Annotated in this window: 18 protein-coding genes; 8 read left to right on the top strand and 10 right to left on the bottom strand. The window is 63.7% G+C overall.

The features are described 5' to 3' along the window. The first annotated feature begins 77 nt into the window (after positions 1 to 77). The 6 genes from ASE78_RS13920 (at position 78) to ASE78_RS13900 (ending at position 5,326) form a co-directional block, all read left to right on the top strand. Positions 78 to 1,508 (top strand): P-loop NTPase fold protein, encoded by a 1,431-nt coding sequence (locus ASE78_RS13920; protein WP_056497936.1) that lies wholly within the window; start codon positions 78 to 80, stop codon positions 1,506 to 1,508. Between the two features lie 350 nt (positions 1,509 to 1,858). Continuing rightward, positions 1,859 to 2,425, top strand: a complete 567-nt coding sequence (qatB, locus tag ASE78_RS13915; protein ID WP_156351505.1) for a Qat anti-phage system associated protein QatB — start codon at positions 1,859 to 1,861, stop codon at positions 2,423 to 2,425. Continuing rightward, on the top strand, positions 2,422 to 3,702 hold the full coding sequence (gene qatC, locus ASE78_RS13910; RefSeq protein ID WP_056497934.1) for a Qat anti-phage system QueC-like protein QatC: 1,281 nt from the start codon (positions 2,422 to 2,424) through the stop codon (positions 3,700 to 3,702). Before qatB ends, qatC begins: the two co-directional genes overlap by 4 nt. Next, the gene (gene qatD, locus ASE78_RS13905; protein ID WP_056497933.1) at positions 3,699 to 4,445 is read left to right on the top strand and encodes a Qat anti-phage system TatD family nuclease QatD; all 747 of its coding nucleotides are present in this window, start codon (positions 3,699 to 3,701) and stop codon (positions 4,443 to 4,445) included. Before qatC ends, qatD begins: the two co-directional genes overlap by 4 nt. A 32-nt stretch (positions 4,446 to 4,477) precedes the next feature. Then, positions 4,478 to 4,606 (top strand): hypothetical protein, encoded by a 129-nt coding sequence (locus tag ASE78_RS19810; RefSeq protein WP_268795717.1) that lies wholly within the window; start codon positions 4,478 to 4,480, stop codon positions 4,604 to 4,606. Between the two features lie 42 nt (positions 4,607 to 4,648). Beyond that, a complete protein-coding gene (locus ASE78_RS13900) occupies positions 4,649 to 5,326 on the top strand; it encodes a hypothetical protein (protein ID WP_056497932.1) in 678 nt (225 codons plus the stop codon). Between the two features lie 281 nt (positions 5,327 to 5,607). Here the strand turns inward: ASE78_RS13900 and ASE78_RS13895 are convergent, their stop codons facing one another. After that, positions 5,608 to 7,800 (bottom strand): penicillin acylase family protein, encoded by a 2,193-nt coding sequence (locus ASE78_RS13895; RefSeq protein ID WP_056497931.1) that lies wholly within the window; start codon positions 7,798 to 7,800, stop codon positions 5,608 to 5,610. Positions 7,801 to 7,861: 61 nt separating this feature from the next. Between ASE78_RS13895 and ASE78_RS13890 the strand changes: the two genes are divergently transcribed. Further along, the gene (locus tag ASE78_RS13890) at positions 7,862 to 9,106 is read left to right on the top strand and encodes a metal-dependent hydrolase family protein (RefSeq protein WP_235515066.1); all 1,245 of its coding nucleotides are present in this window, start codon (positions 7,862 to 7,864) and stop codon (positions 9,104 to 9,106) included. A 178-nt stretch (positions 9,107 to 9,284) separates the two neighbouring features. Here the strand turns inward: ASE78_RS13890 and ASE78_RS13885 are convergent, their stop codons facing one another. The 6 genes from ASE78_RS13885 to ASE78_RS13860 all read right to left on the bottom strand — a co-directional run bounded on the left by ASE78_RS13885 (position 9,285) and on the right by ASE78_RS13860 (position 14,605). Further along, positions 9,285 to 10,145, bottom strand: a complete 861-nt coding sequence (locus ASE78_RS13885) for an NAD(P)-dependent oxidoreductase (RefSeq protein WP_056497930.1) — start codon at positions 10,143 to 10,145, stop codon at positions 9,285 to 9,287. Continuing rightward, positions 10,142 to 10,966 (bottom strand): SDR family NAD(P)-dependent oxidoreductase, encoded by an 825-nt coding sequence (locus ASE78_RS13880; protein WP_056497929.1) that lies wholly within the window; start codon positions 10,964 to 10,966, stop codon positions 10,142 to 10,144. The genes ASE78_RS13885 and ASE78_RS13880 overlap by 4 nt, the downstream gene beginning before the upstream one ends. Continuing rightward, on the bottom strand, positions 10,963 to 11,943 hold the full coding sequence (locus tag ASE78_RS13875; RefSeq protein ID WP_056497928.1) for an aldo/keto reductase: 981 nt from the start codon (positions 11,941 to 11,943) through the stop codon (positions 10,963 to 10,965). The genes ASE78_RS13880 and ASE78_RS13875 overlap by 4 nt, the downstream gene beginning before the upstream one ends. 279 nt (positions 11,944 to 12,222) lie before the next feature. Next, entirely contained in the window at positions 12,223 to 12,618 is a 396-nt protein-coding gene (locus tag ASE78_RS13870) for a VOC family protein (RefSeq protein ID WP_056497927.1), read from the bottom strand. 45 nt (positions 12,619 to 12,663) lie between these two features. Continuing rightward, complete coding sequence (locus ASE78_RS13865; protein WP_056497926.1) at positions 12,664 to 13,776, bottom strand: alkene reductase; 1,113 nt, start codon at positions 13,774 to 13,776, stop codon at positions 12,664 to 12,666. 109 nt (positions 13,777 to 13,885) lie between these two features. Further along, positions 13,886 to 14,605 (bottom strand): glutathione S-transferase family protein, encoded by a 720-nt coding sequence (locus tag ASE78_RS13860; RefSeq protein ID WP_056497925.1) that lies wholly within the window; start codon positions 14,603 to 14,605, stop codon positions 13,886 to 13,888. Between the two features lie 157 nt (positions 14,606 to 14,762). On the opposite strand from ASE78_RS13860, the gene ASE78_RS13855 reads away from it, so the two are divergent. Continuing rightward, positions 14,763 to 15,275 carry a TetR/AcrR family transcriptional regulator gene (locus ASE78_RS13855; RefSeq protein ID WP_235515065.1) on the top strand — a complete coding sequence of 171 codons (513 nt, stop codon included), beginning with the start codon at positions 14,763 to 14,765 and terminating at the stop codon, positions 15,273 to 15,275. 164 nt (positions 15,276 to 15,439) lie between these two features. Here the strand turns inward: ASE78_RS13855 and ASE78_RS13850 are convergent, their stop codons facing one another. From ASE78_RS13850 to ASE78_RS13840, 3 genes are all read right to left on the bottom strand, one after another. Then, positions 15,440 to 18,028, bottom strand: a complete 2,589-nt coding sequence (locus tag ASE78_RS13850; protein WP_056497923.1) for a DEAD/DEAH box helicase — start codon at positions 18,026 to 18,028, stop codon at positions 15,440 to 15,442. Further along, positions 18,028 to 19,533 carry a site-specific DNA-methyltransferase gene (locus tag ASE78_RS13845; protein ID WP_082467213.1) on the bottom strand — a complete coding sequence of 502 codons (1,506 nt, stop codon included), beginning with the start codon at positions 19,531 to 19,533 and terminating at the stop codon, positions 18,028 to 18,030. The genes ASE78_RS13850 and ASE78_RS13845 overlap by 1 nt, the downstream gene beginning before the upstream one ends. A gap of 177 nt (positions 19,534 to 19,710) precedes the next feature. Beyond that, positions 19,711 to 20,613, bottom strand: coding sequence for a restriction endonuclease (locus tag ASE78_RS13840; protein WP_056497922.1), 903 nt, complete (start codon positions 20,611 to 20,613; stop codon positions 19,711 to 19,713). Positions 20,614 to 20,647 lie beyond the last annotated feature (34 nt).

The following is a 20,647-nucleotide window of genomic DNA, read 5'->3' as shown; positions in this document are numbered from 1 at the left end:
GCTGGCCGCCTTCAGGCAGAAACTCCACTTAGCAGCCTGTCCAGATTTGCCGAGCCACCTCTCTGTTCGACGGCAACGTGACGGGCGACGACCTCAAGAAGGTGAAGGAGCTGGCCGTTGATGGTGTGAAGAAGGGCGAGGAGTTCTTCGACGAGAAGAAGCCGGAGGAGAAGGCCGACGTCGAGCCGGCAGAGATGGAAACGCCCCGCAAGGCGATCCAGGCATTCCGGGACGATCTCGAGGCGACGCTCGCCGAACTAAACATCACCCTGGTAGTATTGATCGACGATCTCGATCGCTGCCTCCCCAAGACCGCGATCGCTACGCTGGAGGCGATGCGGCTCTTCCTTTTTCTCAAGCACACCGCCTTCGTCATCGCTGCTGACGAGGGTATGATCCGACAGGCCGTTCGGACACACTTCGACGACGTCGCGCTCAACGACGACTTGGTGACTAACTATTTCGACAAGCTGATCCAGCTGCCCATCCGCGTGCCACCCCTTGGAACGCACGAGGTCCGCGCCTACCTCATGATGCTGTTTATCGACGATGAGGTCTCGCTCGATGCCGGACAGAAGGAGGCCATCCGCATCGGGGTCTGCCTCCGCCTAGGCGAGACGTGGAAGGGCGAGCGCGTCGACAAGGCTTTCGTGTCAAGTCTGGTGCCCAATTGCCCGTCGGGCCTGCTTAACAGGCTTGCGCTCGCCGAACGGATCGCCCCGATCCTCACCACCTCTCCTAACGTCCGGGGCAACCCCCGTCTGATCAAGCGCTTCCTCAACACGCTCTCCATGCGGACGTCCATGGCGCGCATCCAGAAGGTCACCGTTGATGAGGAGGTGCTCGTCAAGCTGCTGCTCTTCGAGCGCTGCGGGGACAAGGACGCCTATGCTGAAATGCTGCGAGCAGTGAACGAGTCCGAGGACGGTCATGCCGATTTTCTTGCCGAGATGGAGGCGCGGAGCCGCGGCGACGAGACGAAGCCGCCGCTGGAGAAACCCTGGAACGATGCGTTTCACTCCAACTGGCTCTCGCTTGATCCCGCGCTCGCCGGTCGCGACCTGCGCGGCGCCCTGTATGTGGGGCGCGAAAGCCATCCCATCATCTCTCGCGCGGACGAGTTGTCGTCGGACGCGATCGAGGTGCTCGACATGCTGTTGCGCATGAACTCGTCCAGCACGACGGTCGATGCAGAGGTCGCCCGCCTGACAAATCCAGAGATCGGCCGCATTACTGACAAGATACTTTCCAAGGCGAAACAGGAGACGGCGTGGGGGACCCCGGCGATCCTGAACGCGATGCAGTCTCTGGCCGGGGCGTCGCCAGGCGCGGAGGCATCGGTAGTCGCCTTCCTCAGCGAGATTCCTTCCAGCCAGATCAAGGCTAGCATCGTGCCGCGCATCAATCAGACCGACTGGGGCAAGGGCGTCCTTACCGGCTTCCTGAGCCGTGGCGATCTCACCCCTCAAACGCGCAGGGCCATCGCGGCTGCCGGAAAGGCGAACTGATGGGCACCTCAGCATCAAGCCGTGGCCCCGGTTCGGGGCCTGACGTTCCCATCGTCCCGCCTTGGGTCGACAATCCCCCGTCCATTCCCCGTCCGCAACAGCCCCCGCCGCAGATACCTCAAGGGCCTGCCCCGGCGCCGGGGCAGCAGCTGACACCGCCAAGGCAGCCGCAGCCTCAACCGCCACCGCCGCAGGTTCCACCGCCGCAGGCGCCCCTGCAGCAGCCTGCAGTCCCTTCCGCCCCCGGCCGCTGGCGCGGCGTCCGGACCTCCCTCGGCAAGTTCGCCGGTGGTGGTGCCGACCGTGGGCGACACCTGCGCCGCGGGCTCGGTCACTATTCGCGCAGCGGAATGGGCGGCAGCGGCAACGCCGCCCGCAGGCTTGGCGGATCGGCAAGTGCCGCTAGCTCCCTCCACAACGCGCTGACCTCGCTGGCGAACGGACAGCCGCTTCCACAAGAACTAGGGATCAATCCACAGGCTCTGGCGGGCTTGACGCCTGCCGAGATCGCAGACGCCCTGGTCGATGCGATTATGCCAATCGACGGGACGCAGGATGCCGAAGCGACCCGTGATTCCGCCGCTCGCGCACTTTCGGACATCCTCGCTCACAACAACAATCTGACCAATCTGTCCCCTGCGCAGGTCGACCAGGTGACCGCGGCAACGCTCGGCTACGACGTCGCGCACCGCATCGAGCTCGATGTCGGCAAGTCGATCATCGACAAGGCTCCGACCAAGGGCGAGGGGCTGGAGCGCCTGCAGGAGATGAAGGACTACGTCCGTGAGGTCGTGGCAGCCCAGTATGCGGCGGAGCGCGCGGCCAACGGCGCCATCGGCCGAGCTGTAATCGATCGGATATCTCGCGATGCCATCCAGCAGGCGTTCGATGTCTTCGAGGAGGACGGTGGACTGTGACGAAAATTGCCTGCCTTCCCCAAGACTTGCCGGACATTCCGGGCACCGACACCCGGTTCGACATCTACGTCAACTCCAGGATCAACGGGCGCGGTCGAGTCGGAGACCTCGTCCCGCGTCGCCTGCAGAAGCTCGGCCTCGCTCCGTCCGGGCAGGCATGGGATTTCGCCTCGTTCGCGATGGCCGTCGTCGCTGCCGACGAGGCAGTCTCGCGCGAGCGGAGCCCGGACGGATGGACGCGTCAAATCGATCTGACCGTTGCCGTTGCAGCGCCCGACTTCTGGAACACGCAGGCTGCCCGCCTCACGCAGGCGCTGCGCTTCCTGTCTGGAGACATCTGGGAGATTCGCTTCATCGGTGGCGGTGGTGCACCCGCCCCACGGACCGGATCCCGCCCGCGCCCAGAGGACATGGTTTGCCTACTGTCCGGCGGCATGGACAGTCTCATCGGTGCGATCGACGTGGTAGGCGAGGGCCTGAACCCGTTGCTGGTTAGCCAGATGGCGAAGGGGGACACGCAGGACCAGAAATTGTTCGCCTCAAGCATAGCACCCGGTAGCCGCCACCTGCAGCTCAATCATCATGCCCGACCTCCCCACGCATCCGAAAGATCGCAGCGGGCCAGATCGATTGCCTTTCTCGGTTTTGGCGTCCTCGCCGCCAGTTGTCTTCAGCGGCACGCGGACGGCGCCATCATCGAGCTGCGCGTTCCAGAGAACGGTTTCATCAGTCAGAACGTGCCGCTGACCCCGCTACGCACGGGATCCCTGAGCACCCGCACGACGCATCCGTTCCTCCTGCGCCTAATCCAGGAGACGCTGGACGATGCAGGACTGCGCGTCCGCATCAACAATCCCTATGAGCATCAGACCAAGGGTGAGATGCTAAGGGGATGCATCGATCCCGCACTGCTGGCCAAGCTGGTTGACCGCTCCACAAGCTGCGGACGATACTCGCGCACCGGCTTCCAGCACTGCGGGCGCTGCGTGCCATGCCAGGTCCGGCGCGGTGCTTATCTCGCCTGGGGCCGTCCAGACACCACGCACGGTGGTTACAAATACGGACCGCTGGGCCAAAACGATGAGCGCCACGCACGCTTCGACGATGTGCGCTCCGTGGCGATCGCGATCGAAACCGTTCGTCGCCGGGGACTTGACGCGCTCATCGGCGGCTCCATGAATCGGCAGCTGCTCGGCAATCCAGTCCTCTATCGGCAGGTCGTGCAGAATGGCATTGCGGAACTAGCCGCCCTGCACGCAAACATGAGAATCCCTTGATCGACTTTCACTGCCACATCGATCTGTATCCCGACCCGGCCAAGATTCTAGAGGAGGTCGATTCGCACAAGACCTATGTGCTGGCGGTGACGACGACGCCCAAGGCGTGGCGCGGAACGAGGAAGCTGGTCGGAGACCGAAAGCGGGTGCGGGTGGCGCTCGGCCTGCATCCCGAGGTGGTGGCCCAGCGCCATGCCGAGGTCGCGCTTCTTTGCGGGCTTCTGCCTGAGGCGCGATACGTCGGTGAGATAGGCCTCGACGGCAGCCCCGCGCACCGGGATACGATGGGGATCCAGCGCGAGGTCTTTGACCGAATTCTAGACGCCTGCTCAGACCAAGGCGGACGGATCATGACAATCCATTCGCGGAGCGCAGCGACGCTCGTCCTCGACGCGCTAGAGCTTCGTCCGCGCGCCGGGGTTCCGATCCTGCACTGGTTTAGCGGCAACACTCGCGAACTCGACCGTGCGATTGCCATGGGGTGCTGGTTCTCTATTGGTCCTGCGATGTTGAGGTCCCGCAGGGGGCGCGAGCTTGCCTCCTTGATGCCATTGGATCGCCTGCTCACCGAGACCGATGCGCCGTTCGCGAGAGACGGCAACCAGCCTTTGATGCCATGGCATGCCTACGACTGCCTTACGGAGTTGGGCACATTGACCGGCATAGAATCTCTTTTGCTCGCTCGGCAGATCAGAGAAAATCTAACAAATTTGCCCAAGGCGCTTCAAGCTAGGATAGGCTGACCACGCTCCATGCATGAGGCGGCGCAGCGGAAGTGCAGTCCTATCTCGACGAGGAGCGTGAGGCCTTCGAAGCCAGGCCAAACAGTTGGGAGCATGCCTTATTTCAAGCGCTGGCGAACGACGCCTCATTCATAGACGGCGGCTTCGACGCCATTGAGTGAACGCCTCCCGGCAGACACATGGGTTACACAGGAGGATCGTGCATGAAGCTCAAGACCGGTCGCATCAAGAACACCCTGCGGCGCTACACGACAATCGGTTCGGCGATCGACACCCTGAGGAACAAGCGCGTCGCCTTTCTCGATCCGGAGAAATGGGACGACCGCAATGACGCTGAGTTCATGCGGCTCTATCGCGAGAAGATGAAGCTTGCGAGCCTCAAGGCCCTGTGCTGCACGGAAAGCGGCGAGACCTACCACCATTGGAAGGTGTTCACCCAGTCGGCAGACGGTTGTTGCATCGATTTCGAGAAGAAGCCGCTGCTGCACAGCATCAAGACTGATGATGATTATTTCTACGCCTCGATGGACTATGTTCGGCTTGATGAAATGAAGGATGCGAAATACACGATTTCCGACCTGCCCTTCCTAAAGCGGGCAGGGTTCAAGCCCGAGTTGGAATATCGTATCATCTACACCGGGGAATGCGGCGAAGGCGCGCATTTCATGCCGATCGAACTAAGATGGATCAAACGGATCGTCCTCAATCCCTGGCTTCCACCTTCCGTCGCCAAAAGCATCGCCGAGACCCTCGTCGAGGCCAGCGGCGATCCAGAATTCAAAGTGGCTTCGTCCAAACTCACCAATTCGCAATTGTGGATCAAGTGGGGCAAGCGCATCGCCAAACAGGCTGCCGAGGGGACAAACCCGCGCGAGGAATAGCCCTGCGCTCCGATTTGTGAATGCTCCGTCGAAATCTTACCGTCACTCCCATCTGCCCATCGTGAATGGCCGATTATACATTAAGCTGCCATCTGCCTTTTATTGGTGAACGGCAGAAAAGTCCCAATCTTAGCCGTCCCGAGAAAATAGCAGGCCTCTCTTGAGCGGTCGGTCCGCTCGCATGAACCGGCGGCAGGTATTGGTGGTCAGCGAGAACGGGCGCGTGAATGGCTAGGATTGGACCATCTAGTCGCTTGTGCTTTCAACGCAGATGCCAGCGATCAAGGAACGTCGTCACCGGGACGATAGACCTGTTCGACGTGACCGGCGAGCTCGTTGGGGTGGAAGTAGATCGGCCGTAGGCGACCAGTGGCGTAACGGTCGATCTGATCGGCAAAGTGCGGTGAGGTCGGATTACCGCTTTGCCCCCCTGCCATTACGGCCATTGCCCTCACGCGGGGGCCGAACTCAACCACCGCGACGAAGCTGTTGCCGCTGGTGCCATAATAGCGCTTTGTTCCCGGCCACGTCTTCGCGCCGAAAGAGGCGAGGCTACCCCACTGCGCCGAGGTGAAGGGCACCGGCGTCGACGGCTTCGCGTCGTCGAAGTGCGGCCGAATGGCACCGTCGAGCCGCTGGAAACGGTTGATCGCGTTCCACGGGGTGTTCCAGCCGCCGAAGTCACGTGTCAGTTGCGCGACCGCCGTTTCCAGCGCGGTGAGCTTGGTCGCGGCGTCGACGCGGGTGGCGATGTAGTCGGGCACGTTGATCCGCTCCGCCTGTGCGACGCTGCCGACCTCGCGCCAGAGTTGATCGCCCCAATAGACGGCGAGGCTCGTCGCGATAGAGTCGTTGCTCCAGCGATGGTCCCACCGGGAGAGTGTCGCGATCGGCTCGGCCAGTGCAGGCCGGCGCGGGTCGTTCGTTGGCAGTGCGCGCCATGCGGCGACGAGACCGGGCAGCAGCCGGGCGAAAGCGGGCAGATAGGGATCGTAGGCGGCGTCGCGCAGCCGCTCGGGTGTCCAGCCCCGTCGGCCGGTCAGCAACAGGTCGGCGTGTTCGCCGCGGGCATTGCCGCCGGTCTGATCCATGTAGCGCGGATAGTCGGCTGCCCTTGGGCTGTCCGGCCCCGCCGCGCTCCACGGCCAGTCGTTGGTGTTGTGGACCCAACCGACCCGCGGGTTGGCGACGCTCGGCAGGCTGGCGAGCGGATGCAACCCTCGCCAGTCGGTCGCGGGATCGCTGCCGTCGACGGGGCGGGTATAATTAAACCGGTCGTCACGGACCGGCATGAATTGCGGCATCAGGAACGCGATCTCGCCCTTGTCGTCGGCGAACAGCGTGTCGTTGGAGGAGTTCGCCTTGCGCTCGGCGACCGCGAGGTAGGAGGCGAGGTCGGTGGCCTTGGTGCGCAGCCAGCTCTGCTCCAGCGCCGGGACGGGCCGCCACATCAGCGCGGTCGCGATCCAGCGGCCGTCCTTCGCCGCGACGATCGGTCCGTGATGCGTGCGCCAAGTGATAAATTGTCGGTCGCCCAGGCTGCCGTCGCGCCGGCGAACACGGAGCGTCACGGTGCGAGCGACGACTGGGCGTGTCTCGCGGCCGTAGCGATAGGCCCAGCCGTCGCCTCGACGCACCACCGCCTCGGCGAACTGGTCGACATTGTCGACGGTGGAGGAGGTGTGCATCCAACCGGCGTGCGCGTTGAACCCCTGGTAGACGAAGAACTGCCCCCAGGTGCTGGCGCCATAGGCGTTAAGGCCCTCGTCGCTGGTCATCTGCGCTTCCGAGCGGAAGTAGAAGCTGGTGTGCGGGTTGATGAGGAGCAGGGCCCGGCCGTTGGCGGTCAGCTTCGGCGCGATGGCGATGCCGTTCGACCCCGACGGCTCGCGCGGCACCGCCCCCAGCTCTTCCGGCGTCGGTGGCGTCGGCCGGCCGTAGAAGGTCTTGAGGTCGGCGAGCGAGATGCGCTCGATATCCCCGCCGATGCTGCCCTCGGTGAAGCTCAGCGCCATCCACGGCTCGAACCGGGTCAGCACCTTGGGGCTCACCTGCGGGTGCGTCGCGAGGTAGAAGTTCAGCCCGTCCGCCCAGGCATCCATCAGCGTGCGCAGCCATGGGGGACAAGCGGCATATTGCGCTTGGAGCTCGGCCGGATCGACGAACAGCCGCTGGCGCAGGTCGGCCCAGATCGCCTCCTCACCATCCGCCTCGGCGGTGCGGCCAAGCGCGGTCAGGTAGTTAGCCTCGATGCGAGCGAAATCGTCCTCGGCCTGCGCGTAGGTCATGCCAAACACCGCATCGGCGTCGCTGCGGCCGCGGACGTGCGGGATGCCCCAGTCGTCACGCGTGATCGTTACCCGCGCCGCCTCGACCCGCCACCGCGCCATGTCCGGATCGGGTGCGGCGGCGGTCGTTGCCATGAGGGCTGCGAAGATCAGCGGATTGCGCATGCGCCGGAGGAGCGTAACCATGGCGCTAGCGTAGAACGGGGAGTGAGGCATGGCCAAGTGCTGGTTGGCGATCGTGATGGCAATGATGCTCGCCGGCGCCAGCGCCCCGCCGGTCGAGCCCGCGACGGGCACCGCGACGCTGCTACGACCCGCGGCGGTGTTCGACGGCGTCGACGGGAAGGTGCATGCTGACTGGCAGGTGCTGGTGCGTGGCGACCGGATCGTCGCGGTCGGCCCGAACCTAACCGTTCCTGCGGGCGTGCGGGTCATCGACCTCGCCGGTGACACGCTGATGCCGGGCATGATCGAGGGCCACGGCCATCTCTTCCTCCATCCCTATGACGAGGCGAGCTGGGACGATCAGGTGCTGCATGAACCGCTGGCCCTGCGCACCGCACGCGCGGTGGCGAACGCGCGGGCGACCTTGCGGGCAGGCTTCACCAGCGAGCGCGACCTCGGCACCGAAGGGGCTGGCTATGCCGATGTCGGGCTGAAGGCGGCGATCGACCAAGGGATCGTCGAAGGCCCGCGACTGAGCGTCGCGACCCGCGCGATCGTTGCGCTCGGTGCCTACGGCCCCAAGGGATTCGAGCCCGGTGTTGCCATCCCACAAGGTGCGGAGGAGGTCTCGGGCGCGGAGCAGATGGTTGCGGCGGTCCGTCGGCAGATCGCCGCCGGCGCGGACTGGGTGAAGCTCTACGCCGATTACCGCTGGCGCGCGGGCGAGGAGAGCCGAGCGACGCTGAGCCTTGATGAGATCAGGGCGGCGGTGGCGGCGGCTCACGACGCCGGACGTCCTGTCGCGGTCCACGCCTCAACCGTGGAGGGTATGCGCCGCGCGATCGAGGCGGGCGTCGACACGATCGAGCATGGCTATGGCGGGACGCCTGCGATCTTCGCGAGCATGGCGGCGAAGAAGATCGCCTTGTGCCCGACGCTCGCCGCTTCGGACGCGAGCGCACGCTATCGCGGCTGGACCGGCGCGGAGCCGACTCCCGCCGCGGTGAAGGCAAGCCGTGACAGCCTCCGCCTTGCGCTCACCGCCGGCGTGCCGATCTGCATGGGTGGCGACGCAGGCGTATTCGCGCACGGCACGAACGCGCGCGAGATGGAACTGATGGCGGCAGCGGGAATGACGCCGGCGCAGGTGCTGCTCGCCGCCACCTCGGGCAACGCGCGTTGGATGCGGGTGGGCGACCGTCTTGGCGCGGTGAAGCCGGGCCTGCTCGCGGATCTGGTCGCGGTTGCGGGTGATCCCACGGGGAACATCTCCGCCGTGCGTGCCGTGCGGCTGGTGATGAAGGGCGGTGCCGTTGTCGGCATGTAGCAATGGGCCAATGGAAGTTACCTCAAGGCGCTGCCGCAGCGGAAGGGACGGACGCCTGTCTGGCCGACGTTAGGAAGCCGGGGAGGGGGCCTGAACGACCACAACCGGGCCTTTCCGTTACTCAGCTTTCCTTGAGATGCCGCCCGCGAGGTAGTCCCCGTATTGCGTCCGCGGGTGTCTAAAGCTTCGCACTCTTCCTAACGGCAAGCGCAATACCAGCCCAATCAATGTCCGGGCCTTCCGTCGCGATGACACTGCGAAGGTGGTCGCGAACGATCCCCAGCAGCGGCATCGGTGCCCCAAGCGAAGTGGCAGCGGTATCGGCCAGCGTCATGTCCTTCAGGCCCAATGGCGCCGCAAACCCGGCGGGCCGGAAGCGGTCCTCCAGCAGAATCTCGCCATAGATGTGGTAGACCGGCGCGCCGAACAGGGTTCCCGTCAGCACCTCCAGCAGGGTCTGACGATCGACGCCGCCCTTTTCGGCCAGCGTCATCGCCTCGGCCATCGCCTCCACGGCGGCCATGATCATGAAGTTGCCGCTGAGCTTCACTAGGTTGGCCGCGGACGGCTTGTCGCCGATCCGGAAAGTCCGCTGACCGATATCGGCGAACACCGGTTCGAAGCGATCCAATGCAGCTTCCACGCCTGCCGCGACCACGAACAGCTTGCCCGCCGCCGCCGCCGGTGGACGGCCGAAGACGGGTGCAGAAACGTAACCGCCGGTGCCGCTATCCGCCGCGAGCCGGTCGGCAAGCGCGATGCTGATCGTGCTGTGCCCGACGTGCAGTGCAGGAGCGCCGACGATGCCGCCCTCGCCGAATACCACGCCTTCCACCGCCCGGTCGTCGGCAAGCATGGTCATGACGAGATCACCCTTGGCCGCATCAAGTGGCCGTGCCGCGCGAGCTGCGCCCGCTGCGACAAGTGCGTCGGTCTTGTCTGCCGAACGGTTCCAGACCGTCACCTCATGACCTGCCTTCAACAGATTGGCCGCGATGGCGCTGCCCATCTGTCCCAGCCCGATGAACCCGATCCTCATGCGTCATCCTCCATGAAGCGGGCGAATTCGGCCGCGTGATCGGGGTGCCAGCGGGACAGGGCGGGGCGGTTCTCGATGATGTCGCCTGCCGCCCAGGCAATGCGTTTCGCGTCCTGTGCCGGCGTGGTCTCGTTGTCGGGGCAGAGAATGTAGAAGTCGCCGTGCGCCAGACGATCGAACATGAGGTCGACCACCTGTTCCGGCGTCCAAGCGCCAGTCGGCTTTTCCGGCCGCGGAGAGGTCATGCCCGTGTAGGTGAAGCCAGGGATCAGCAAGTGCGCGCTGACCCGGTCCCCTGTCTGCTCGCGCAGCGTATGCGCTAAGCCTTCGGTCAGGGCTTTAACCCCTGCCTTGCTAACGTTGTAGGCGGTATTGCCCGGCGGCTGGGTGATGCCCTGCTTGGAGCCGGTATTGATGACGAGGCCCGGTCCGTATCCCTCCACCATCAACGATGCGAAGCTCTCGATGCCGTTCAACACACCCATCAGGTTGACGCCGAGCAGCCTCGTCCACGCCTCCTGGCCGGCGAAAACATCACCGCCCTGGCCGATGCCCGCGTTGTTCATCAGGACGGATGCCGGCCCGAGCAAGGCGGCGAGGGTGCGCATCGCCCCCGGGTCGGCAACATCGACGGCGTGCGCACTCACCCCGTCGATCGACCCGGCCGCAGCATCCAGTGCCTCGCCCGGCCGGTCGAGGATCGCGACCCGCATGCCACGTGCGGCGAATGCGCGCACGGCGGCCAGTCCGATGCCGCTGGCGCCGCCCGTCACGACGGCGAGATTGCCCGGCGCGATCGCCGCGAACGAGACGACACTCATCGGTCGATGCTCGCCATGTCGGCATAGCGCTGTCCCTCGGCTGCACCGGGCGGCATGATCGCGTCGATGCGGGCGAGGTCATCCGCGTCCAGCGTCACGTCGAGCGCGCCGAGGTTGTCTTCCAGATAGGTGCGCCGCTTGGTGCCGGGGATCGGCACGACGTCGTCGCCCTGCGCGAGCACCCAGGCAAGCGCCAGTTGCGCCGGCGTGCAGCCCTTGTCGGAGGCCATAGCGCCGACCGCCTTGACGAGGTCGAGGTTGCGCTGGAACGCTTCGCCCTGGAAGCGTGGATGATGGCGCCGGAAATCATCTGCGGCGAGGTCGTCGGGCGCGGTGATCTGACCGGTGAGAAAACCCCGGCCGAGCGGGCTGTAGGGCACGAAGCCGATGCCGAGTTCGCGCACCGTCGGCAGGATTTCTGCCTCGGGATCCCGGCTCCACAACGAATATTCGGTCTGTAGAGCAGTGATGGGGTGGACCGCATGGGCGCGGCGAATGGTCGCCGGCGACGCCTCGGACAAGCCGAGATACTTCACCTTGCCGGCCGTCACCAGCTCCGCCATCGCGCCTACCGTCTCCTCGATCGGCACGTCGGGGTCGACGCGGTGCTGGTAGTAGAGGTCGATGACGTCAAGCCCGGTGCGCTTCAGGCTAGCATCGCATGCACGGCGGACATAGTCGGGGCGGCCATTGATGCTGCGGCCCTTGCCATCGGCACCCCGATCGATGCCGAACTTCGTCGCGACGACCACCCATTCGCGGCGTTCGCGCACGACACGGCCGACCAGTTCCTCGTTGGCGCCGACCCCATACATATCGGCGGTGTCCAGGAAGGTAACGCCGCGGTCGAGCGCAAGATTGATGGTCGCGACCGACTCCGCTTCGTCGCGACCGCCATAAAAGTCGCTCATCCCCATGCAGCCGAGGCCGAGCGCAGAGACCTCAAGGCCTTGCGAACCGAGCTTGCGTGTCTTCACCGTGTTTCTCCGATGCGATGTCTGTTGTCAGGGGAATGATCGCGGACCCCGCAGGTTGCCTCTTCACGACGCAAAGGCGATCGTCGCCTTGTGATAGCAGAGGAGGATGGAGCCGAGGATCGGCAGCCGGAACGGATTGCCGGCCCAGTCGAGGAATGGCCGGTTTCGACGAACGCGAAATGGGGCCGGTCGTGACATGGCATGTCTAGCGGACCGATACCTACCGGTCCGCTAGCGCTGCGAAAGAGGCCACCTGAGCCGATCGGCTTGGCTCGGCTATTATGACGGGATGTGGATTCCGCACAGCTTGTTGCCGTCCGGGTCGCGGACATAGGTCAGATGGATAGTCCCCATCGCTGACTCACGCGGACCGGGTCCGTCCTCGATCGAGGTGCCGCCGTTGGCGACAGCGATGTCATGAAACAGTTCGACCTGTTGGGGTGAGTTGCACGAAAAAGCCACGGTGCCGCCATTGGCCACGGTGGCCGGTTCGTCGTTGATCGGCTGGGTAACGATGAAGTTCGTCCCTCCCTCATTGCGATAGAACAGGCGGGTGTGACCGCTGCCGGCGATGTTCAGCGTCGCCTCTTCGGCTCCCAAGGCACCGAGCACCGCATTGTAGAAGCGCTTGGATCGCTCGATGTCGTTCGATCCTACCATCGTATGAAACAGCAAATTATCTCTCCTCAATTGCACATGCAGGCGAACGCACGCCCCGGCTTACGGAAGCTCGATCCGCCCGTTCATTCCGGGCCAGTCCGAGTAGCCGACCGAGCCACCGCCATACCAATATTGCTTCGGAGCTTCGGCGAGTGGGGCGCCGGTCCGCAGCCGCTCGACGAGATCGGGGTTGGCGAGGAAGGGCCGGCCGAAGCTGAACAGATCGGCATTGCCGTCCGCCAGCGTCTTCTCGGCGAGATCGAGCGTATACTGGTTATTGGCGATATAGGCGCCCGAGAAGCGCTTGCGCAGCTCCTGAAAGTCCACACCGTCCGGCACGTCGCGCGTCTGCTGGGTCACGCCTTCGATATCGTGGATGTATAGCAGGCCGATCTCGGACAAGGCGTCGACGAACGTGTCGAACGTGCGCCCGACCTGGCTGTCGAGCGGAGTCTTTCCGGGCTCGGTCGTTGCCGGCGAAATGCGAATGCCGACGCGATTTGCGCCCCAGACCTCGACCACGGCACGCACCACGTCGAGCGGAAAGCGGAGACGGTTCTCGATCGAGCCGCCATAGGTATCCGTGCGCTGGTTGGTGCTGTCGCGGATGAACTGCTCAAGCAGGTAATTGTTCGCAGCATGCACTTCGACGCCATCGAACCCGGCTGCCTTGGCCTGTTCGGCGGCATGGCGGTAGTCCTCGACGATGGCGGGGATTTCGTCCGTCTCCAGCGCGCGCGGAACGAAGAAATCCTTCATTCCGTCATTGGTGAAGGCCTGCCCCTCCGCCGCGATCGCGGACGGCGCCACGGGAAGGGCACCGCCATGCAGATCGGGATGCGATATCCGGCCTGTGTGCCAGAGCTGAAGGAAGATCCTGCCGCCACGCCGATGGACGGCTTCGACGATGGGCTTCCATGCCGCCACTTGCGCGTCCGACCAGATGCCGGGCGTCATCGCGTAACCGCGCGCCTGAGACGAAATGTTCGTCGCTTCGGTGATGATAAGGCCGGCATCGGCGCGCTGTGCGTAATAGTCCGCGGCGAACGCCGGGGGGATGCCTTCCTCGTTCGAGCGGCTGCGCGTGAGCGGTGCCATGACGATACGGTTCCGCAGTTGCAGATCGTCGATCGTGAAGGGTTGCAGGACGGGGCTGACAGGCAGATCGGCCATGATATGATCTTCCGTAGGAGTAATAAGGGGCGAGGGCAGGCGGCTGTAACGCTCGGGCTGCCGTTTCACCCCCGACCGGCTTGAAACGATCCGGGTAGCAAGCCGGGTGCTACGGACGGTTGTCCAGTTCCGGCACGCCGCTGCTGCGGTCGGCATAGGCGGCGAGGAATGTCGGGCGGCGCTGCCACCGCTGCCAGAACGCATCGATATGTTCGTAGCGCTCGTCGAGCGGCATGGCGTTTACTTCGAACTTGGAGAACGCGATCGCCGTCGCCAGCGTGATGTCGGAGAAGGTTGGCTCGTCACCGCCGAGCAGCCAGTCGCGGCCATCGGCCAGATGTCGGTCCACCAGCGCGGTATGGGCCAGCGCCTCCTTGCGACAATGCTCGCCCCAAGCGGCGTTGGCAGTCAGCTCGAGCTTGGGACCTAGCCCCTGATGCAGGACATGGAACGCGGTGGTGATGCGGTAAAGGATGTGCACCCAGACGCGGTTGTCCCACATCGCGTCCAGGCCTTGTTCCTCCGGGGTCTCGCCCATGATCCGGCGACCCGGAAATGCCTGGTCAAGATAACGGACGACGGCCGCGGTTTCCGAGATGAAGCTACCGTCGGCAAGCTGGAGCGTCGGGGTTTCACCCCAGGGGTTCATCTTGAGATGCTTCCACTGCCGCTGCTCGCCGACCGGGGACATGTCGTAGACCTGCTCGTCGAAGCGATCGGCAATGCCCTTTTCGTGCAGAAAGATGCGCAGGCGCTGTGGGTTGGGGAAGGCAGAGGGGGAGGTGAAGAGGCGAAGCTTCGGGCTTTCAGGCGGAGTCTGATCGGTCATGAGGCATCCCTACCAAGTGATTGGTAGTCACCCAGGTGGGCGGTTGCCTCCTGATGGTCAACCCCTATCTACCAATTGGTCGGTTGGCGGAGTAAGCGGGGCGATGGCAGTGTCGAATTCGAGAGAGGCAGTGCTCGCCGCGGCAAGGCGAAGCGCCATGGCGCGCGGCTATAACGGCCTAAACTTTCGCGACATCGCCGCCGAGGTCGGGATCAAGGCACCCAGCATTCATCATCATTTCGCGACGAAGGCCGATCTCGGTGCGGCGGTAGCGCGACGCTATTGGGAGGATACGGTCAAGCAGTTGGCGGTGATTTCGGATGAGGCATCTGAGCCTCTTGGTGCGCTTCGCCGCTATCCGGAAATTTTCCGCACGTCCTTGTCGAACGATAACCGCATCTGTCTGTCGAGCTTCATGGCGGCGGAATATGATGACCTTCCGGACGCGGTAAAAGTCGAGGTCCAGAGCTTCGCTGACGTCAATGTTGACTGGCTGAGCAAGCTTCTCGTCGAGGCCAACATTGTCGAACCGGGCGAAAGCAGGGCCAGGGCAAAGGCGATCTATGCGGCCGTCTCCGGCGCGCAGCTATTCGCAAGGGGTCGTGCGGATATCGCGCTCTTCGACACGATGATCGACAGCTACCGCGCGGCCGGGCTTCTGCCGGCCTGACGGTCCTGCTGCTGCTCGGGTCCGCTATCCCGCAGGACCGATCCCATGGCGCGAAGTCTGCATTCCGATGTCGGCCGTGAGGCTGGACAAGTAGCTGGCGTTGGAGAGACTTAAGATAGGGTGAGCGCGACTGGTTTAAAAGCACTATTCAAGACAATAAGCGATTACCTGATCGCCATGTCGATCTGCCTTGAAACGTTACCGTCGCGTTCCAGCTCCGCCCATAGGAACAGCACGTGTCCGTCGTTCACTTCCTGCAGTCGCGCGCCGATGTTTTTCTTCTCTAGGTTTTCAGCGCTGTCTTTGCGGTCGGCGCCCTTGTATTCAATGATCAACTTGCGACCGTCCTTCAATTCGGCGACGAAGTCGGGGTAGAAGAAGTCGGTCGCAGTCGGTAGCGCGTAGGACCACGCCGTGCGATCGACGTTTCGGACCCAGCGGTGAACGGCGGTGTGATCATCGATTTGCACGGCGGCCATCCATTCCTCGCCACCGTGCTTTAAGTCGCCAACTTGGGAGAAGAGGTGCTTCCTTGGCCGCCAAGGTCCGGAATATGGCGTTCGCGGGTCATAGCCAGCTTTGCTGAATCTGAAACCGTTGTCACCCAGCGCCAATACGGGCGCGATGTCTCCTAGCAGCAGCTGAACGCCGCGTGCGCCCGCCTCATGGCGGAGCTGGCTCACCCGCGCCATGATCGCGCGGCGAAGCGCGTATTTGCCGCGAACGAGTTGGGCGAGCGGGATGCGCTCGGCAACGCGCTCGGCGACGCGGCGACAATATTCGAGAAAGATGGGTTGGGCGACGTCCCGCTGGCGGGTCGTGCGATCGAGCCAGCGGGAGAGGGCCGCCACGTCCCAATCAGTTGCGTCGTCCAGCGCCAGCTCGGCAGCGGCGTCGATGCGGGTATAGACGACCTGATCGCCGTCTACGTCCATCTCGAACGTGTCAGGCCGGTCGGTCAACGCGAAGCCGGGCAGGCTAGTGTCGACCGCTGCCAAGTTCCAGCCGCCTACGTCGACCAGCGTCTCGGGAAAGACGATCTCGAGTTGACCATCGCGCTCGATCGCGAGGCGGGGTAGCGCCAGCACCTCGCCCTGTTCGGCCGGCGACAGCGCCGCCGCGCGCTGAACAATGAACGCTTCGATCGCCGCCATGGGCGTCGTCTCGGGCGCGCTGACCGCCGCTGCGACGTCGCGCAACACGGCGTCGGGCGCGGTGGTGTCGAACGTGATCGCGATGCCGCCCGCGCCATCGTCGGCAATGCGCGTTGCCGACACCATTTCGGGGGTCCAGCCGCTCTGATCAGGGCGCTCCTGCACGCACAGCACCGGCAGTTCGGGGCGGGTGAACAGCGGTTGATCCCCGCGCCAGTCGAACGTCTCTGGTTGCTCGACGATCGCTTCCAGCGCGGTCCGCTCGTCGAAGCCCATTTCGGTCAGGCGGTCCTTCAATCCCTCGGCCGCTTCGAAGAAATTGCGTTCGGACACATGGGCATAGGCGCGGTTCAGTTCCTCCGACGACCGGCGCGTCGCAAAGGGCATGCGCAGCACGCGGCCGAGCAACTGCTCCACCGCACCGCCGCTGCGGATGCTGGCGAGCGAGCAAAAGACATAGGCGAAGGAGCAGTCCCAGCCTTCCTTTAGCGCGTCGACGGTAATGACGTGCTCGATGATGCAGGCGGGGTCGAAAAGGTCGATGCCGTCGAGCTCGCGCTGGTTGCCAGTCGCCACCGCGATCCGGTCCGCGGGGATGCGGCAATCCTCGATCAGGTGGCGCTTCACCACGTCGACCGTCGCCTCGGCCCCCTCGCGTGCGGGCTGCGCCTGATAGAGCGCAATGGGCCGAATGCCGCCGCCGTCCCGGGCGGCAATGCCCTCCAACCAGGCACGGTTATCGACCGCATGGGCGATGGCCGCCTGCCAGCTGCCGTGCTGCGACAGATGGATCGGCAGCTTGATCATGTCCGCCGCCTTCAGCTCGGCGGCGGTGGCAGAGACGATGACGTTCGAGCGCACCGGCGTAGCGGTGAACTCGACGACGGCGGCAGGCGCCAGACGGCCGAACGTTTCGCCGGACAGCGTCGAGGTGAAGTTGTGCGCTTCGTCGACAATCACCAACGGTCTGTGCAGTTTGAGCAGGTTCGCGAAGCTGGCGATCGGCGTGCCCCGGCGGGGGCCGTTGTCGTGCCGGGCAAGGTCGGATCCCGCCGGGAGCGCGGCGAAGTGGGGCTCAAGCTCCTCGTCGTCGCGATAGACGTTGCGGTCGGCGACGTTGTTGACGCGGAACGACTGGACGGTGGCGACGATCACGGTCGCGGCATCCGCCATATCCTGCGGACGAAGATGCCGCCGCTCGTCAATGCCGTAGATGCGCACCGCACCACCGAACTGCGCCTCCAGCGCCTGGCGATAGGGGTGACCGATCTTCTTAAGCGCACCCAGCGTCTGGTCGGCAATCGCGCTCGACGTGACCAGCCACAGGACTACCGGGTAGCGGCGCGCCAGATACGTATCACGCGCGATGCCAATCGCGTGGGAAGCGAGCAGCGTCTTGCCGCCGCCGGTTGGCAGGCGAAGACAACAATGGGGCACGCCGGACAAACCTGCGAGTGGTCGATAGGCCGCGCCATATGCCCCAGGCTCGCCGACCGCGCAGGCGGCAGCATAGGCAGCAGCATGGTTCCGGATCGCCGCCTGATCGAGGAACGTTCGTAGCGCATCGAGCGCCCGGCGCTGATAGTCCTTGAGTTCCATCAGCGCGCCTTCACGTCATAGGGGGTCTGTTTGAACGTCACGCCGGTCTCGACCAGCCGTGCCGCGCCCAGCTTCGACCATTCGCCATAGATGATCATCGGCCCCTCCCAGCCGCTCTCCGTCCGCAACCGCGTCAGCAGCGCCGCAGTCAGCACGTTACCCCCACTGATGGAGCGATCGCCGAGGATGCCGTTGTAGAGCAGTGCATAGGCGGTGCCGTCATGCACCCCCAGCACCGGCGTGTCGGCGGCGCCGGTGAAGGGTGTCGCTGTCTCGCTGAACCAGATGTGCGCGGCGAGGGTCTCGAAACGGATGCCGTCGGCGATGTGGCCATCGGCCTCGAACACCGGGTCACCCAAGCGATAGAAGCGATAGCCACCGCCACCGATCCAGCCGACCGCCTCGGATACGCCGCCCTGTTCACCCGCAACTACCTTGTCGAGCCGTGGCTTGCAGTGCGTCTCGGCATGATCGCCCATCTCGATGCCGATCCACCGCCGCTTCATCTTGTGCGCCACCGCCGCGGTCGTGCCGGAACCGAGGAAGCTGTCGAGCACAAGGTCGCCCGGGTTGCTCGCGATGTGAAGGATGCGCTGCATCAAGCGCTCAGGCTTGGGGGTGCCAAACACATTATCAGGAAATAAAGCGACAACCTCTTTCTTGGCGTCCTGTGTATGACCCACTTCCTCGTGCGACCAGAACGTTTGCGGGACGACACCCTGTCGGACGTCGGAAAGAAATCGTTTTTCCTGCGGGATCGCGGTCCCATCCTTCCCCCACCATATACGGTTGTCCGCAACGAGCTGCAAAAAGTTGTGCTCGGATTTCGCCCAATATCGGCCCTTAGGTGGTCCTTCGATCACGCGCCCAGACGGTGACACGATAGCGTAGGTTCCCTTACTGTAGAAATTCCGAGCAGATAGGTCGCTCGTTTTCCAAGGGCCACGGGAGTCATTGTCGGGGTTTTTGTAAGCTTTGTCCTGCTTTTCAGACCGCGGCATCATGTTAGGGATCCAGCTATCAGCGTTTTTTGCGTAAACGGTAATATAATCATGATCTTCAGAAAAATGGCGGGCAGTTGACTTTGGTGAATAGTTCTTTCGCCAAATCATGGTGGATAGAAAGTTCTTCCGCCCGAACACTTCGTCCATCATGACCTTAAGGTAATGCCCCTCATTGTCGTCGATCGAAACCCAGATGCTGCCGTCCTCGGCCAATAATTCGCGTAGCAGCACGAGGCGCGGATAGATCATCGCAAGCCATTGGCTATGCTCGAGATTGTCGTCGTAATGTTCGAACGCCGATCGCGTATTGTAGGGCGGGTCGATGTAGATGCACTTCACCGCGCCCTTGTGATAGGGCAGCAGCGCCTTGAGTGCGTCGAGATTGTCGCCCTGAATGAGCATGTTGGCGGGGTCGGCATCACCGCCATCCATCGTCGGCACCGCTTCCAGCAGTCGATAGGGCACCGCCGCCGCGGCGCGCACATCCGCTGCGCGCGTCATCCAATCCAGTATCGGCACCTTGACCCCTACGCTCCAACGACTTGGGGCCGCTAGTAGCCTGTGGCGACGCGTGAGAGCAATGTGCGTGCTTCAGAGGTAACGATCTTACGAGGTTTCAAGACTTTGATCAGAAGGAAGAGGTCGGCTCATGGTTTTTTGATAGTTGGCACCATGCATTTAGCTGGCAGGCGCCAGAAAGTAGACCGGAACGATCGGCAGCCGGCGACGTGCCTGATCGGCGAGCTTAGAGTAATTCTCGACCCAAAGATCGAAGAATCGACGGGCGTCGATCAGCGTCACTCTCCGCGTTTCCTGATTGCGGGCATAATCCTGCGCGTCTTTGGTGAAACCCGCCAAGCAGATATAAATGCCGACATCGCCGGGTGAAAGGGTTGCGAGGAACGACTTTAGGCCATCGCTATCGACCTTGGATTGCCAGCGCTTGACCTGTACCTTGATCCTCGGTCCAACAGTGGCGAGAGGGTCGGCAAAGGCAATGACGTCGACGCCATTGTCCTTGCCCGGCGGTGAGACCCAGGACACATGGTAGCCCATGCCCCTCAACAGATCGGCGACCATCTCCTGAAACTCGAAGGGGTCGCTGGAGTGCAGAAATTGCGAGATTTCGGTCCAAGCATGGTCTAGCGCCGCTTCTACAGTGACGCTGAGCTTCTCGGCGGCCTCTTCGATGGCTTCCGGCTCGGCTGCTTCACCGGGCAGCACCTCGGATGCATCGCGCTGAGCCTTCCACGCGCCATAGAGGCGGCACGCTTCCTTGTAGAACGCTTCAGGATCGACATAAGTCTTGTAGGCCTTTTGACCTATATCCGTGACGCTCCAGACGCCGTTGCTCTTGTGCAGCCAACCCGCCTTAACGCAGTCGACGGTCGCGAAGCGCAAAATCTTTTCGAACCGTTCACCGCCTGAAGGGTATTGCCCCTTCTCGAAAGCGGTGAGCGGTATCGAGGTTCGAACGGCCTTCATCACTGCTCCGGCGGCCATGCCTTCGGGTTCAGCGATCAGTGCCTCAAATAGCTTTCGCAGAAACTCGCCCGTCCGTCGTCGCGTGATGTTTGCCATGGTTTCGTTTTGTATCCTCAGGCGTCATTTTGCT

It is taken from the genome of Sphingomonas sp. Leaf25 (assembly GCF_001421635.1).
GTDB lineage: Bacteria > Pseudomonadota > Alphaproteobacteria > Sphingomonadales > Sphingomonadaceae > Sphingomonas.
Note: the sequence above shows the minus strand (reverse complement) of the source record. Positions and strands in the feature narration are given on the sequence as shown.